The 16,274-nt window shown below is 27.6% G+C and carries 13 protein-coding genes; 4 read left to right on the plus strand and 9 right to left on the minus strand.

Translation table 11 applies throughout. The features are described 5' to 3' along the window. Genes H5J23_RS07585 through H5J23_RS07595 form a run of 3 tightly spaced genes read right to left on the minus strand, consistent with a single transcriptional unit; the run spans position 1 to position 3,043 of the window. Positions 1-1,098, minus strand: coding sequence for an ABC transporter permease (locus H5J23_RS07585; RefSeq protein ID WP_185891642.1), 1,098 nt, complete (start codon positions 1,096-1,098; stop codon positions 1-3). After that, positions 1,095-1,916: an ABC transporter ATP-binding protein gene (locus tag H5J23_RS07590; protein ID WP_185891643.1), complete on the minus strand. Its 822-nt coding sequence runs from the start codon at positions 1,914-1,916 to the stop codon at positions 1,095-1,097. Before H5J23_RS07590 ends, H5J23_RS07585 begins: the two co-directional genes overlap by 4 nt. Beyond that, positions 1,913-3,043 (minus strand): HlyD family efflux transporter periplasmic adaptor subunit, encoded by a 1,131-nt coding sequence (locus tag H5J23_RS07595; protein WP_185891645.1) that lies wholly within the window; start codon positions 3,041-3,043, stop codon positions 1,913-1,915. Before H5J23_RS07595 ends, H5J23_RS07590 begins: the two co-directional genes overlap by 4 nt. Positions 3,044-3,246: 203 nt before the next feature. Between H5J23_RS07595 and H5J23_RS07600 the strand changes: the two genes are divergently transcribed. Genes H5J23_RS07600 through H5J23_RS07610 form a run of 3 tightly spaced genes read left to right on the plus strand, consistent with a single transcriptional unit; the run spans position 3,247 to position 6,348 of the window. Then, on the plus strand, positions 3,247-4,434 hold the full coding sequence (locus H5J23_RS07600) for an efflux RND transporter periplasmic adaptor subunit (protein ID WP_185891647.1): 1,188 nt from the start codon (positions 3,247-3,249) through the stop codon (positions 4,432-4,434). Positions 4,435-4,463: 29 nt separating this feature from the next. Beyond that, a complete protein-coding gene (locus H5J23_RS07605) occupies positions 4,464-5,660 on the plus strand; it encodes an FtsX-like permease family protein (protein WP_185891649.1) in 1,197 nt (398 codons plus the stop codon). Then, positions 5,653-6,348 (plus strand): ABC transporter ATP-binding protein, encoded by a 696-nt coding sequence (locus H5J23_RS07610; RefSeq protein ID WP_185891651.1) that lies wholly within the window; start codon positions 5,653-5,655, stop codon positions 6,346-6,348. The genes H5J23_RS07605 and H5J23_RS07610 overlap by 8 nt, the downstream gene beginning before the upstream one ends. 41 nt (positions 6,349-6,389) lie before the next feature. On the opposite strand, the gene H5J23_RS07615 is transcribed toward H5J23_RS07610, so the two are convergent. Beyond that, positions 6,390-7,085: a hypothetical protein gene (locus H5J23_RS07615; RefSeq protein ID WP_185891653.1), complete on the minus strand. Its 696-nt coding sequence runs from the start codon at positions 7,083-7,085 to the stop codon at positions 6,390-6,392. Positions 7,086-7,374: 289 nt separating this feature from the next. Then, positions 7,375-8,520, minus strand: a complete 1,146-nt coding sequence (locus H5J23_RS07620) for a cyclically-permuted mutarotase family protein (protein ID WP_185891655.1) — start codon at positions 8,518-8,520, stop codon at positions 7,375-7,377. A 164-nt stretch (positions 8,521-8,684) separates the two neighbouring features. Here H5J23_RS07620 and H5J23_RS07625 point away from each other — a divergent pair, with 164 nt between their 5' ends. Beyond that, the gene (locus H5J23_RS07625) at positions 8,685-9,491 is read left to right on the plus strand and encodes a hypothetical protein (RefSeq protein ID WP_185891656.1); all 807 of its coding nucleotides are present in this window, start codon (positions 8,685-8,687) and stop codon (positions 9,489-9,491) included. 26 nt (positions 9,492-9,517) lie between these two features. Here H5J23_RS07625 and H5J23_RS07630 read toward each other — a convergent pair whose 3' ends face one another. The 4 genes from H5J23_RS07630 to H5J23_RS07645 all read right to left on the minus strand — a co-directional run bounded on the left by H5J23_RS07630 (position 9,518) and on the right by H5J23_RS07645 (position 16,231). Beyond that, entirely contained in the window at positions 9,518-10,918 is a 1,401-nt protein-coding gene (locus tag H5J23_RS07630) for an HTH domain-containing protein (protein ID WP_185891658.1), read from the minus strand. A gap of 30 nt (positions 10,919-10,948) precedes the next feature. Continuing rightward, entirely contained in the window at positions 10,949-12,337 is a 1,389-nt protein-coding gene (locus tag H5J23_RS07635) for a hypothetical protein (RefSeq protein WP_185891660.1), read from the minus strand. A 150-nt stretch (positions 12,338-12,487) separates the two neighbouring features. Continuing rightward, a complete protein-coding gene (locus H5J23_RS07640) occupies positions 12,488-13,312 on the minus strand; it encodes an Mrp/NBP35 family ATP-binding protein (protein WP_023050635.1) in 825 nt (274 codons plus the stop codon). A 96-nt stretch (positions 13,313-13,408) separates the two neighbouring features. Beyond that, on the minus strand, positions 13,409-16,231 hold the full coding sequence (locus tag H5J23_RS07645; RefSeq protein WP_185891661.1) for a DEAD/DEAH box helicase: 2,823 nt from the start codon (positions 16,229-16,231) through the stop codon (positions 13,409-13,411). Between the last annotated feature and the right edge of the window lie 43 nt (positions 16,232-16,274).

Consider the following 16,274-nt stretch of genomic DNA (forward strand, 5'->3'; position numbering starts at 1 on the left):
TTAATCTAGTGTCTTTTTAAACTTCTTTATTGAGACTATAATTATTACAATAATCAAACCCATAAGAGCTGCTATTGGTTGAAGTAGCTCTTTAAATCCAACACCTTTTAAAATTATCCCTCTTAATATCTCATTAAAATATGTTAATGGAATAAAGCAACTTACAAAATATATTATTTTTGGCATAGCCTCCCTTGGAAATACAAATCCTGATAGTATTACACTTGGTAGAAGATAAGCTAGTGATAGATGCATAGCTTCAAGTTGAGTATTTGATATTGTTGAGATAAAAATACCTATTGCTAAAGATGAGGTTAAAAATATTGTTCCTAAAGTTATCAGTAGCGTTAAACTTCCCTTTATATCAACACCAAATATTATTTTACCAAGAATTAAAGTCATATCTAGTTCTAAAAAAGCTATAAAAACATATGGAATTATCTTTCCTATTACGAGCTCTAAAGGAGTTATTGGAGTCATAATAAGTTGCTCCATAGTTCCCTTTTCCTTCTCTCTAACAATGGAAAAGGCTGTGAGCATTATTGTTATATTTTGTAAAATCAATCCTATTATTCCTGGAATATTAAACTTACTACTCTCTAAAGTTGGATTATATAGTAATAGATTAAATGGCTTTATCACATTCTTTTGTAACTCTTGAGAGTGATGATTTACAATAAGAGCTGAATAAGACGCAGCAGTTTTAGCAATATATGGATCTGAACCATCTATTAAAAACTGCACATCTGTAGGCTCTCCTCTTCGTAACCTAGTTGTAAAATAGTCTGGGATAATAACACCTATTTTTGTTCTTCCATAGTCTAAACTTTTTTCAACTGCATCTGGAGTATCAACATACTCATAAACTTTTAAATAGGTTGAATTATTTAAACTATTTATAAGCTCTCTACTTTCAATACTTTTACTTCCATCATAAACTGATAGTTTTAAATTATCCACATCTGAGCTAACTGCAAATCCAAATAGTAACAGTAGAAAAATGGGAAGTATTAAGGCTATTACAAGACTAGCTCTGTCTCTTTTTATATGAATTATCTCTTTTTTTGCAATAGTTAAAGTCCTATTTATATTAATCATAGTTTCTCCTTCTTTTCCTCACTACCTTTTTTTAGTTGATCAAAGGATGATATAACCTCTTTATGTGAAAGCTCCTTTACATATATTATAAATACATCTTCAAGATTATCTGTATTATATTTCTTATATAGATTTGCTGGTGTATCAATTGTAACTAATTTTCCTTCAAAAATAAAACCGATTATATCACAAACAGAAGCCTCATCCATATAGTGAGTTGTTGCTAAAACAGTTATATCTCCATCTTTTATTAAGTCCTTTATAGTTGTCCAAAACTCTCTTCTAGCAACAGGGTCAACTCCAGCTGTTGGTTCATCTAGTATAAGAAGTTCAGGTTTATGAATTATTGCACACCCTAGAGCTAATCTTTGCTTCCAACCACCAGAAAGATTTTTTGATAAAACCGCTCTTTTCTCACCTAGATTTAACATAACTATAATCTCTTCAATTCTATTTTTTAAACGCTCCTTTGGAATAGAGTATATCTCTCCATAAAAAGTGAGATTCTCCTCTATTGTTAAATCCTCATAAAGACTAAATTTTTGAGACATATAACCAATTTTAGATTTTATCTTTTCTGGATTACTTTTCAAATCATATCCCAGTACCTTTCCCTCTCCAGAAGTTGGAGTTAAAACACCACATATCATTCTAATAGTTGTTGATTTTCCACTACCATTTGGTCCTAAAAAACCAAATATAACCCCCTTAGGTATTGAAAATGAAAGGTTATCAACAGCTACATATTTATCAAACTTCTTAGTTAACCCCTTTATCTCTATAGAGTATTCATCTTTATTTACCTCTTCGTTGTTCATAGTCCTAAGTCCACCCCCACAAGCATTCCACTTTTTAATCTTCCATCATTATTTAAAACTTTTACTTTTATCTCATAAACTAATTTCATTCTATCTTTTTTAGTAACTATATTCATTGGTGTAAACTCTGAATCAGAAGCTATGTAAACTATCTCTCCCTCATAGTCTTTATCTATAAAATCACTTTTAACTGTAACTTTTTGATTTAACTTTATTAAAGGTAGAATTTTTTCAGGAACATATATCTTTGTCCAAAGATTATTCATATCTAACATTGTCACAACTGCAATTCCTGGATTAGCAACCTCTCCAATTTTTAAATTTACACTTTCAACTAATCCATCAATTGGTGATACAAGTTTATTTTTATCTGCATACACCTTAGCTAACTCCAATCCCTTTTCAGATGATTGGATTTTAAGTTTATCTGATTCAACATCTCTTTTAGAAAAACCATTTACCATATATCTTAAATTTTCATCTGCTGCCTTTTTCTGTGCTTCATATCCCAATAGAGCCTCTTTTCCATTTTCTAAACTATTTTGAGCTGTAATAAATTGGTTTTGAGCATTTTCATAGTTTAATCTAGCTACATCTAGGTTATACTGACTTTCAAATTTTTTATTAAAAAGGTCTTTTGTGTCACTATATATCTTCTTTTTATTTTCTAAATTTGAAACTGCAAATTTAAAACTACTTGTTAAAGTAACTAAGTTTTTTCTTCCTTGATCCACTTGAGTTTCTAACTGCTTAACAACCTCTCTTTGAGCAGCTATCTGTTCCTCTCTTGTTCCATCTAAAGTTTTTTGTAATTGATTTTCTGAAGACTTTAGGTTTATCTCACTATTCTCTACCTTTAATCTGTTTTCTTTATCATCTATTGCCACAAGTTCCTGTCCCTTTTTTACTACATATCCATCATCAACATACAAAACCTCTATCTTTCCAGGAATTTCAGAAGAAACGTTTATCTTATCCATCTCTAAAACACCGTAATATATCTTATCCTCTCTCTTAGCAACTATATAATCAACTATAAAATATAATAAAATAGCAATAAGAACACCTATACCTACATACTTCACATCAACTTTTTTAAATTTTTCCATTACTTTTTCCTTTTCCACTGCTCTCACCTCATGTTTTTTTATTCTAGAACTAATACTTTATTTACTTGGCTTTTCTTTTACTCTCATTTACTACTTCATGTTCTTTTTTCCTGTTTTTATAACAAAATAGTTATTTGACTTTAATATTTCCTCTGGGAAAAAATGAAAGAGTTATTGTTCACCGTATTTACTAAATAATAACTACAGATTGGAGGAATAAAGTGAAAAAGAAATGGATTATGTATCTCACAGTTTCAACTATTTTAATACTGGTATTTCTATACTTTTACTTTAGAAGCACTAAAATAGATGCTGTAAAAGCAAAAAAACAAGATTATACTGAAAAAATCCTTGTTACTGGAACTATTCAAGGTAAAAACTTTTCTACTCTTACCTCTGGTATCAATGGAGTTATTGAAAATATATATATCCGTGAAGGACAACCAGTGACAAAAGGAAGTATTATAGCTAAACTTAATACTCAAGAAATTGAAGCTGATATAGCTAAAGCCAAAGCACTTTATGAAAAATCTAAATATGATTTAGAAGTAGTTAGTAGTGTATCTTTAGAAAATGCAAAGGCTCAATTAAAGTCAGCTCAAATTAACTATGATATTAGTAAAGGTGAGTTTTTAGACCATGAAAAACTTTATCAAAAGAAATATATAAGTCGATTGGAGTTTGATTCAAAAAAACAGGAGTTTATTAACTCTGAAAAAAACCTAAAAGATGCTCAAATTAATTTTAATACCTTTAAAAAGGAGGGTGCTTCTTATAAAAGTGCACTAGAAAACAGAAATTCAGCTGAAAGTAACTTAAAATCTTTAGAAAATAACCTTTCAAAATACTATATATCTGCTCCTTATGATGGTTTTATAACTGTTAGAAATGTTGAAGTTGGTCAAACTGTTGCTCCATATACAAATATGTTTCAAATTTCATCTAATGATGAAAAAGTTGTTAGTATAAACTTAGATGAAAAATATATAAATAAAGTTACCCTTGGTTCACCTATTAAAATATATCCCTATGCTGATACAACTAAATTTTCCTCTGGAAATATCTATTATATAGGCATCAATGTAGATGAAACAAATGGCACTCTTGAGGTTAGAGGGGATATTGATAAAACTCTACCTGAATTTCTTTTTAATAGTACTGTTAATACAATAATTCAAGGGGAAAGCTTTAAAGATGCCGTTCTTTTACAAGGGGTATACACTATACAGAAAAAAAATAAAACCTATGTATATCTATTAAAAAATGGCAGATCTAAACTAGTTGAAGTTCAAGGAGTTCCTGTAATTGATGGATTTATTGTTATAAGTGGGTTAGAAAATGATGATATTGTTTTATCACCTAAGAATATAACTGAAAATATTCGAGTAACTCCAATTTTTGAATCTTAAATAAATATAAACTTAAGGAGTGATGAAAAGTGAGATATGAATTTAGAGTTAGTATCAATTTTATGACTCACAATAAAGGGCAATCTCTTTTTATAATCTCCGCTATTGCCCTTGGAGTTGCCATACAGATTTTTATAGCTTCTCTTATAACCTCTTTACAGGCTAGTCTTATACAAAGAATTCTTGGAGACTCTCCACATATCTATATTGATGATGGAAATATGAGAGATAAACTTCTCCTTATAGAGGATAGCCCCATTGTTTATGGGAACTTTCCAACGACTAAAAATAAGATTGAAGAGTTTCAAGGGATTATTGACTACCTTAGTACTTTTGAAAAGATTAAAGTTATTGTTCCAACTATTGAGGGAAATGCTCTTTACACTAGAGATGGAAAAACTACCTCACTTATGATAAAGGGAATGGATTTAAACTCTGGAGATAGACTTTATAATATAATAGGAAGGGTTACATCTGGTTCACCAGTAGTTGACTCTGATAATATTTTAATTGGAACTCGTTTAGCTAAAAATTATGAACTTCAAGCTGGAGATGTTATGCAACTTACTCTTCCCAATGGAAAGTTAGAAACCGTTCGAATCTCTGGAATCTTTGATTTGGAAAATGTAGGTTCAAATACCTCTCTTGTTATAATGGACTTTAATAAAGCTCAAAGGATTTTTAATAAAAAAGGAAATGTTACAAATATAAATATTCAAATAGATGATGTTTTTGATGCTTCTAATCTAGGAGAGATTATCCAAAAGCAGTATCCTGATCTTGAAGTTGTCCCTTGGACCAGAGATGCTGACAATATTTTAAAAGCTTTAAAAGCCCAAAGTAGTTCAAGTTTTATTATTCAAGTTGTTGTTACACTTGCTACATCTATGAGTATTGCTAGTGTACTTTTAGTCACTGTTTTACAAAAGATGAAAGAGATTGGTATTCTTAAAGCCATGGGAGCTTTAGACCGCTCAACTGGTTATCTCTTTATCATTCAAGGAGCTTTAATTGGTTTTGTAGGTTCTATTTTAGGTTTGTTTTTTGGTTTAGGTGTAATAGAGTTCTATGTTAATTTAGCACAGCCCAACTTCAATATTATTGTTCAACCTGAAAAACTTGTACTAATAATATTTATCTCAACGCTCTCTGGTATAATCTCAGGTATTATCCCAGCACAAAAATGTATGAAACTTAGTCCTATAGAGGTGATTAAAGGTGAATAGAGAGGTTTTACAACTTATAAACATTGATAAATCTTATGGTGAAAAAATAGTTACTAAAGTTCTTAATAATATAAATTTAACATTTTATGAAGGTGAGTTTACTGCAATAATAGGTCAAAGTGGTAGTGGAAAAAGTACTCTATTAAATATAATAGGGTCTCTTGATAAACCCACTTCTGGAGATATACTTTTTAGAGGAGATAATATCTCACACTTTACTAATAATGAAATGGCTAACTTTAGAAATAGATCTATTGGTTTTATATTTCAGTTTCACTTTCTACTTCCTGAATTTACTGTTTTAGAAAATGTTTTAATGCCCACTTGGATAAAATATGGTTATGACACTGAAAAGGATAAAGAGAGGGCCCTTGAACTTCTTGAATATGTTGGACTAAAAGATTTTATAAATAGAAACTCTAGTAATCTCTCTGGAGGTCAGCAGCAAAGGGTGGCTATTGCCCGTGCTCTTATGAATAACTCTGATATTATTTTAGCAGATGAACCTACAGGAAATCTAGATTCTGAAAGTAGTAAACAGATTTATAAACTTCTTAGAGAAATAAATCTTAAATTTAAAACAACTTTTATTATTGTAACTCATGACTCACGTATTTCTGATATGTGTGATCGTGTTATAGAGATTATGGATGGTAGAATTATTAGAGATGAAAATAATAGAAAATAAAAAAATGGTAAAATTTTCTTTTACCATTTTTTTATTTTCTATTATTTTACAAGATACTTTTTCTCATAATCATCATATATATCTTTTAAAGTTTTTATCTCCTCTTGAGAATACCCAGATTCTACTAACCTATCAAGAATATCATGGTTTAACTCATCCATGTAACAAATTGTTTTTTCGTTTAATATATTTATAACCTTTCTATACTTTGAGTAAATTTTTGTAATTTTCTCACCTTTTAATAGATTAGTTTTTAATTCCCAATTCATAATCCCATTTAGAAAGTTTTTATATCTTTTTAAAATCTCACTTCTTAACTTCTCATCTTCAACTAAACTTTCTATTATATAGTCATTTAAGCACTGAACATAAAGCACTCCATTTAGCTTTAAATTATTTACTGATTCTGAAAATCTAATTTCAGATAAAAACTTTTCTATTTTAATAAGGTAGTGATTTTCTACACAGCCTATAGATAGTATTTTATTTATTTTTTCCAACTCTTTTTTTAGAGCTATGTTCTCCTCATGATACTTCTTTAGTTCATCTCCCATTTTTTCCCAATCATAAACTTTTTTACCAGCTTTTTCCTTAGAGATAAACAAATCATTTTTACATTTTAAAAAACCATCTTTTTTTACAATTTCTAAAGATAACCTTTTTATCTCTTTCTCCATAATCTTTTGATCTTTTTCAGCTTCAACAACCTTTTTGCTTTTAAATAGTGAACTAATCATAGTATCTCCCCCTCCCATTTAAATTCTTAATAGTTACTACTGACTGTCGTTCTTTTTTCCTGTTTTTTATTAATAAATATTAAAAAATAAATAAGCAGGTACTGGGAATGTACCTGCTTATCTAAATTAGAAAATTTTTTCATCAATTTGAGAGAAAATTGATGAGCATTAAAAGTTCAGTAATTGAATTATATATTAAATCCCTTATTTTGTCGAACTTTTAACTGCTCAACTTATGTTCGTTATTTGATTATTTTTTATATTTTTCTTAACTTTTGTATACTTTTTACTAGTCTTTAATTATAGTTCCTTGATAAATTCTTTCACTTCTAACACCTGGTTTTATCTCTCCATTTATTGAGTAGATTGTCTCTCCAATTTTTACAAGACCTTCTCCACATGGAGCCATAAATGGTACTTGACCTATTGATTTCCAAGTGTTATTAGTTGCATCATATACTAACATCTCTTTATTCCAATTAAAATCTTGTGGATCCATAGTAAAATAGTTATGTCTGTATTTTTCTAGCTCTTTACCTTTTAATGACCCTAACTTAAGGTTTGCATCATCCCAAACATCCTTATTAAATCCACCAATTACTAACATCTCATTACTATTTAATTTTACAGAGTTAGCACCTAAAAGAGATATCCCTTTATTTTTTAACTCTACATCTTTTACTTTTACCCATGTATCTTTAGCAAAGTTATATGCATAACCATCTGTAAATGCTACACCTGTTCCTCCACCAAATACATATAAAAGATCCTCTGAACCATTATTTAAAATTTGTCCAACTGGCTGACTTCTTTCTGTTCCCGGGAACATTTTTAAAGCTGTTGTTTTCCCAGTTGTTAAATTATATTTATAAAAATTCTTACTATCTTTTCCGTCCTGCTTTCCACTTACAATATATATATCATCACCACGCAATACTGCTACTCCACTATGATAATTAAATGGTAACGTTCCTATTGTTTTAACTACAACATCTGTTTTATCAGCATTTAAAGTTATAAATAACACTTCATTTGATATCCCACTTTGATATGTTCCTCCAACATAGTAGATTCCCTTATCTGTAGATATTGCTGTTCCATATCCAATCTCTTTTGGTAGTTGAGTATGCTTAACTAACTCTAAGCCATTTTTTACTTTTTTCATTAAATATAAATCTGAATAAACTACCTTTGGTCCACCCTCAAGAACTGATTTGTGTGGGAAATTTGCTCCACCAGCTACAACTACATAGTCACCTATGTTTCCAGCTAAAGGTCCCGCTACTCCTTTTTGTACCTCATAACCTTTTGGAACTGGTAAATCTTTAATATATCTCCAAGCTACATCTGTGTTTCCACTAGTTTTTGTTGTAGTTCCAGAGCATCCCGTTAATATTAAAGTTGCCAATGATAAACCTAACATGATTTTTTTCATAATACCCCTCCTTGTTATTAGTTTCAATTATTTTATATACTTTATCCTTTTTATTTTGTCAAATTTTTTCTAGATGTTTTTATATTTATCTTGGTTTTTTTATATTTTTATACTATAATTTAAGATAGTATTTAAAAAATTTAACACGATTCTAGGAGAGTTTAATGAATTATTTTTTACATAAAGATTTTATAATTTCTGAAAAGAATAAAATTAGAACATATAAATATTTTCAAAGTATAAAGACTATTGAAACTGTTGTTTTCTTAAAAAACAAAGAGTATAAAGCTATTGTTGATGTTGAAAGTTTTCTTCACTTAACAAATTTTGATTGTTTCAATTGTTTAACTAACTGTTGTGTACAGTTTCCATATGAGTTTAATAAGAGATCTAGGAAAGTTATAGTAGAAAATTTAAAAGAGTATGACAATTTAACCAAAGCTGTTTCTATATTAAAGGCTGAAGGGTTAATAGAAAGTGAGATTGTTTCCTCAATAAAAAAGGACAGAATGCTTATTCCAGAAGAGCATGTAAATACAACTTTTGATAGATGTACTTGCTCATGTGTTCATGTTGATAGACATCTTTGTGCTATTCACAAAATATGTATTGACCAAAACTTCTCTTTAGAAGAGATTATTGATACAAAACCTTTATGGTGTTCTATATATCCATTAGAAATTATTCAAGAAGAGGATACACTTTATATTTTTGTTCCAACTAAAAAGAATAACTACTTAGCTATGAACGACTCAGATTTTCCATGTATGGATATTGAAAAATCTACTTCTCCATACTTTAGAAGAGAAAATCCCATTGGATTTGAACTTCATGACTATAAACCTTTTTTAGTATCTTACTACTCTATTTTAAAATATGTTTTAGGAGATACTTTTATTAAAGACCTTATGGTAAATCTTAACTTAAAAGATTCTGAATCAAATGAGTTACAATATATACAAAAAATATAGTGAGGCTGACCATAAAGGTCAGCCTCTTATACATTTTCTAAAAATGGTTTTAACTTTAATTTATCATATTTTGTTATAGGAAAATTAAATTCAATTAATCTATCCTCTATATTATATTTAGAAAAATCTATGTCTTCAAAAGTTATGATTACTTTAGGATTATTTTTCATTAAATACTCTTCAAAATCAAAAATAGAAATTAGTTCATATCTTTTTTCATCTCTTTTAAGAGCAATATCCTCACATAAATCTACTATCATATCTCTATGTAAGAAATTATAAACTATAGCTATATCTTTAGCTTTTTCAATCTTATTTTGAGTATCTAAATATATATTACTTAAAAAAGTCATAGTTAAATTAGCTAAGTCAAAACTATCTATCTCACCAAAATATTCTTTTAAAAGCTCTGATATCTTTTTATATGGAATTAAATAAGCTTTTCCTATAGCATTATTAAATATATAAAACTCATTTATATTAAACTCTATTTTATAATCTCTAATTATTATTATTACCATAATTCTCGCTAAAAGATCTTTTGTAATCTCTATATTAATCTTCATATTTTCACTAATATGCTTAATTAGCATTTCTGCTTCTATAGCATTTTGCGGATATAAACTTTTTAAATCTCCTTGATATTTCTCTTTAGAAGTTTCTATTATTAAATTAATTTCAAAATTCGTATAGAGCTTTGTTTTTTTTAAAAATTCTATAAATTCTTTATAGTTATCAGTTTCTTTAATTTCTACATCTGTACTAAGATCCTGATACTCTTTTCTCAATATAGCAATATATGATTTTAATTCTAAATTTAAGAAAGCAAAACTATTATCTACAAGATTCATAAAATTAAACATCTCTTTCACGATATTATAGACATTATATTCTTTTTTTAATTCCTGAAACTTTTGAAAAATTCCATCAAAAGCCTTTGGCAAATATTTTTGCTCTATGGATATTTTTATTAGATATAAATTAAAAAAACTTCTTTTATCGCTCTCTTTACCCTCTAAAATAATTCCATATCTAGTTAGATTTTTAATCTCTAAATTAAATTTTTCTAAAATCTCCTTTAATTCATTTAAATCATTTGTTAAAGTTCTTCTTGTTACACCAATCTCTTCACTTATTTGACTTAAATTTATTATATCTGCTTTTAAAAACTTTAAAATTACATACATCTGTCTCTCTTCTGGAGTGAAACTCTGTTTTTTTCTTAATTTTTCTATTATTTTAGGTACTTTGTTAATCTTATTATGAATGTTTTCTATAGATTCCTCTTCAAATAAGCATTCTAAATCTTTTAAGTATCTTTTAGCTTTAAATTCAGAAATATTTAAAATTTGCGCCAACTCACTTGTTGAGTAAACATTTCTTCTTAAGCAATACATGATTTTAAAGTGTATTGATGTTACATTCATAACTTCACCCTCTTTTCTTATACCTAAATATTAAACCAAGTTATTTAAACCTTTTTCTATCGCTTTTTTATCTATTTTTTCTAAAACCTTCAGATAGTTAAACGACGATATTTTCTCAACATTTAAGTCTTGAGTTATCTCATCACTTAATATTAAATCATAGTGATTAACACAGTTTAAATAGTTAAATTTCAAATGGAAAGATGGCATAATATCTATATTTATATGTGGTATCTGCTTTTGTAAGTTCTCTTTTAAATATAGATCATGAGGTAGTATTATCTCGTTAAAAAGAAGTAAAATATTACCTATATCTTTTCTATTTTTCTCTATTATGATTTTTTTCAATATACCCAAAATGACAACTTTATCATAAAAATATATCTTAAGCCCTGTTTTCAATAAAGTTTCATCAAGTATTTTTAACAATCTTTTATCATCATTATTAAGTTTAGAAGAATACACCTTTAAAATGTTATTTTCATATTTAAATAGAGACATATAAAGCTTTTTCAATAAAAGTTCTTTAAATCCTTTTTCAATATTTTCAATATTTAACTGTTTTTTTAACTCTTTCATCAATAATTTCGCACGCTCTATTATTCCCTGCTCAAAAAAGTTCTCTTTATTTTTTAAATTTAATAAAAATGAGAAAATCTGTTGTTTATAGTCTTTTGAATAACTTTCCAACTCTTTTTCTACTAGTTTTTTTATTTCAGCATACTGCTCTAATTTATCATAATCATCAGCAAATTCAAAACCATTAAAAGTATCTACACAAATTTTTAAAGCCAAAGAAAACGCTACAATAAACTTTGTCGCTGAAACTTCTGAAAAAGTAAATATTTTATAAAGTTTTTCTGAAAGTTCATTAACTTGAGAGTCTTTAAAAAGATTGTAATAAATTGTTGATGGGGATATTATAAAATCACATTTTACAAATAGTTTTATAAGTTTTTTACAAAATAGATTTTTATCTTGAAGAGACAAGTGAATTAATCTTAGTCCTTTAGCATTTTCATATTTATAGCTACTATTGTTTTCTGCTAACATATTTTTTACTACTAAAAAATATCTATTTATAGAACTTCTTGAAATTTGAAACTCATTTTTCTCTGATTCCAAATTTATAAAACCTTTAAAAATAAATTTTATATATAAATAATCTATAATATCCTCTGAGCTCATAAACTCTTTAGCATTTAAAATATAACTCCATTGATCCTTTTCTAAATTTAATTGATGTTTTCCATCTTTTACTTCTATCAAATTTAACCCTAAATCATTTAGACTACTATTTAATTGAGATATATTTTTAACCAAAGTTTTACTGTCTACATCTAAGTATAAAGCTAAGTCATTTTGAGAAAAACGCCCATGGTATAATAAATTTAGTATTCCTACATTTGTAGAATTCAAAACAATCACCTCCTTAGTGTAAATTTTAACACAGTTAATATAAAAAAAATATATGAAAAATTTAAATATTTATAACACAAAAACTTCTACATAGAACATATTTTGTACTTTTTTTGTAAAAAAAAAGAGTCTAAATAGACTCTTTTTCACTTAGATTTTATTTAATACATTCTTAGTAATTGGACTAAAAATTTTGTTTATCTCCTCTTTATTTGCATCATATCCCTCAACTGAAAGATTACAAATACTTGATATCATAGGTAGTTCTCCTAATAAATCTAATCCGTTCTCTTTTAAGAAGCTATCTGTTGACTCTCCATTGAACAGCTTGATCTTAGTTTCACAACCTGGGCAAACTACATAACTCATATTTTCAACTACTCCAACTACCTCTACATTCATTTGATTTGCCATTTTAACAGCTTTTGCAACAATCATAGATATCATATCTTGAGGTACTGAAACCATCACTATTCCATTTAATGGAATAGATTGCATAACAGTTAAAGCTACATCTCCTGTTCCTGGAGGCATATCTATTACTAAATAATCAAGCTCTCCCCAGATAACATCTTCCCAAAACTGTTTTACAGCTCTTCCTACTATTGGTCCTCTCCATAATACTGGATCGTTTTCATTTTCAACTAAGAAATTTAAAGAGATTACTTTTATTCCATCTTTTGTTACCACTGGATATATATCATTACCTTTTCCTCCAGCTCTCTCTCCACTTAATCCTAATAATCTTGGTATACTTGGTCCTGTTATATCAGCATCCATAATACCTACTTTATATCCTTGATCAGCTAACTGTTTTACTAATAAAGTTGAAACTGTAGACTTCCCTACTCCACCTTTTCCACTCATAACACCTATTACTTTTTTTATTTTATTTGCAGGATTATTAACAATTCCACAACTTGTAGATTCCTTTGAGCATGACCCTTGAGATGGGCATGAATTACAACTTGACATTTTTGTGTCCTCCTTTTAAGTACATAGATTAAGAAAAATTACACTTTCTTATATATGCACATTTTAGTATAGTTTAATTCATTTGTCAATTTCATTTTATAAATTAAAATAGCTAAATAGATTTGAATCTATCTCATATTTTAACTTTAGTTCATACTCTACTAAAGGTTCTCCTTTTTTTCCTACACTCTCTTTAAAACTTAAGACTTTTTCAACCTCTCCTAAATAGAAGAAATTTTCTCCTGATTTTTTCTTTAAAAATACCTCTATTGTGTAACAGTTGTTTGCAATCTTTCCCTCTCCTGTTAAAACACCATTTCTATTAATACACCTATTGCTCTTAGAAAACCAAGTGAATCGTTGCTGATCATAAAATACATTATCATATGCTACAAATGGTAAGGAATCATCTAAAGTTATAAATATTATTACTTTTTTTTGCTCTTCAAATATTGTATAACCACTTACTTGATAACCATTATTAAAATCTAAGTTCAAATTCCAAAAAGCTTGTTGCTTTGTGTACTCTTTATATTTTAATATTGTCTCTTTTGTACTTTGCTTATAATTTTTTAAAACATAATTTAAATTATAATCAATAAGATCATCTATTAACATCTTAAAATAACTATTTTTTTCATAGCTACTTTTAAAGCTCTTTTTTAAACTATATTTTTTTTCTAATTCAATTATAGGTTCAAACTCCTTTATTGTAGATAAGCTTGTAAAAATATCTTTAGACAGATGCTTCATAGCATTTTCAATATTTTCTCTTTGTTCTACTAAAGAGTAATCTCTTTTTAAAATAATTTCTATATCCTCTATAGACACATCTTTATTTAATAGTAATGTTTTTAAAATAACCATCTCATGAACTCTTTTACTTGGAGTAAAAATACTTGATAAAAATGTTAGATAATTTTTTTCAACTTTTGAAAGTTCTCCTAAAAATAGTTTAGGTCTCAATGTCTTTAAAATCTCATCATAATCTTTTCTAAACTTTAATATAACACTAGGCTCTATCATATCTCTTTGGAAAAAATCATTAAGTAGAGGTATTCTTCCCAACTGTTTTTCCAAAAGATTAAAATCATGCTCTATATTTTTTTTAGTTGAAAAATTTGTTTTATTTATATTTTCAAAAATTCTTTCTTTTACAATAGTCTCAAATGTTACACTACTCTCTCCTGGAATCATATTTGTTCCATTTATTAGAAATCTTTTCATAAAATCTCTATCAAAGCTATTGTTTTGTGATATAGCTGTTGGTATTAAAAAGTTTTTCTCATAGTTTCCTATAAAATCTAATATTACCACATACTCTTTATTTTCACTTTTTCTAAGACCTCTACCAAGCTGTTGAATATATACTATTGAAGACTCAGTTGGTCTTAAAAAAATAACTTGATTTACACATGGTATATCTACACCTTCATTGAATATATCTACAGTTACTATATACTCAAGCTCTCCCTTTTCTAAGCTCTCTATTGTGCTCTCTCTTTCTAAATCGCTACTTTTCCCACTTAAAGCTTTGCTCTTTATACCCTTTTCATTTAATTTTTCTGCTAAAGCCATAGCCTCTTCAACTTTTGATGCAAATATAAGTCCATGAAGTTTATCACCACTATAACTATAATATCTACTTTTTTCAACTATATGATTTACTCTTTCATCTATCACTAAGTTTTTTACTGATGTTTTTTCATCAATCTCTTTACCATCTATAGATATATCTGAGATTCCAAAATAATGAAAGGGAGATAATAACTCCTCTTTTAAAGCATCATGAAGTCTAATCTCATAAGCTATATTGTGATCAAACAAAGCGTATATATCAAAATCATCACTTCTTTCTGGAGTAGCAGTCATACCTAATAAAAATTTAGGTTTAAAATAGTTTAAGATTTTCTGGTAACTCTTAGCTCCACTATGATGTACTTCATCTACAACTATGTACTCAAACTCTTCTTTTGAAAATAATTCTAAATGTTTATCCTTACTCAATGTTTGAACCATTGCGAAAACTATATCTTTATCTATTAATGTATCTTCACCATATATACACATGTTTTTATCTTTCATTATAAGTTCAAAGCTTTTTTTAGATTTTTCAAGTATTGTTTTTCTATGTGCTAAAAATAAAACTTTTTTAGGGTTTGCTGCTTTTACATCAAAAGCACTTAAATATGTTTTTCCTGTTCCCGTAGCACTTATTAGTAATCCTTTATTTTTGTTTTCTCTTAAGAGTTTAAAAGCTTTTAAAGCTTCTATTTGCATTAAGTTAGGTTTAATCTCTATATTTTTTATAGCTCTTTCTTTTTGAAGTTTTACCATCTTTCTATTTAAGTCGTATATCTCTTCATACTCTTTAACCATATCTAAAGTCAATTTAGGTAGAGTATTAAAAGTTCTATTAAACTCATCTAGTATCTCATTGGCAATTTTTCCCTTTTCTAAAGAACTCACTTTTAAATTCCATTCAAAATTTACAGTTAAAGCTGTTTGAGTTAAGTTACTACTTCCTACAATTAGTGTCCAAATATCATTTTTTCTAAAAAAGTATCCTTTAGCATGAAACTTTTCATTGCTTAAAAGTTTTACTTCTATATTATTATATGAAAGTAGTTTTTTTAAAGCTTTTGGTTGGGTAAAGTTTAGATAATCCCCTGTTAAAACTTTTCCTTTAACTCCTCTTTTCTCTAACTCCTTTAGTTGCTCTAATATTAAGGAGATCCCTCCCTCTGTTATAAAAGCTACTGAAATTATAAATTCATCACAATTTTCAAGTTCTTTTCTTATATCGGTAACTATCTTTTTCTCTTTATTTGATAAAAGTTTATGTTGATATTCACTTTTTGACTCTATTCCAAAATTAATAGAGCTCGTTTTTAAACTTTCTACTAAGTATTTTTCCATCTCTCACCTTTTATTACATTTAATTTGTATAGTATATTATAAC

The organism is Cetobacterium sp. 2G large (assembly GCF_014250655.1).
Lineage (GTDB): Bacteria > Fusobacteriota > Fusobacteriia > Fusobacteriales > Fusobacteriaceae > Cetobacterium_A > Cetobacterium_A somerae.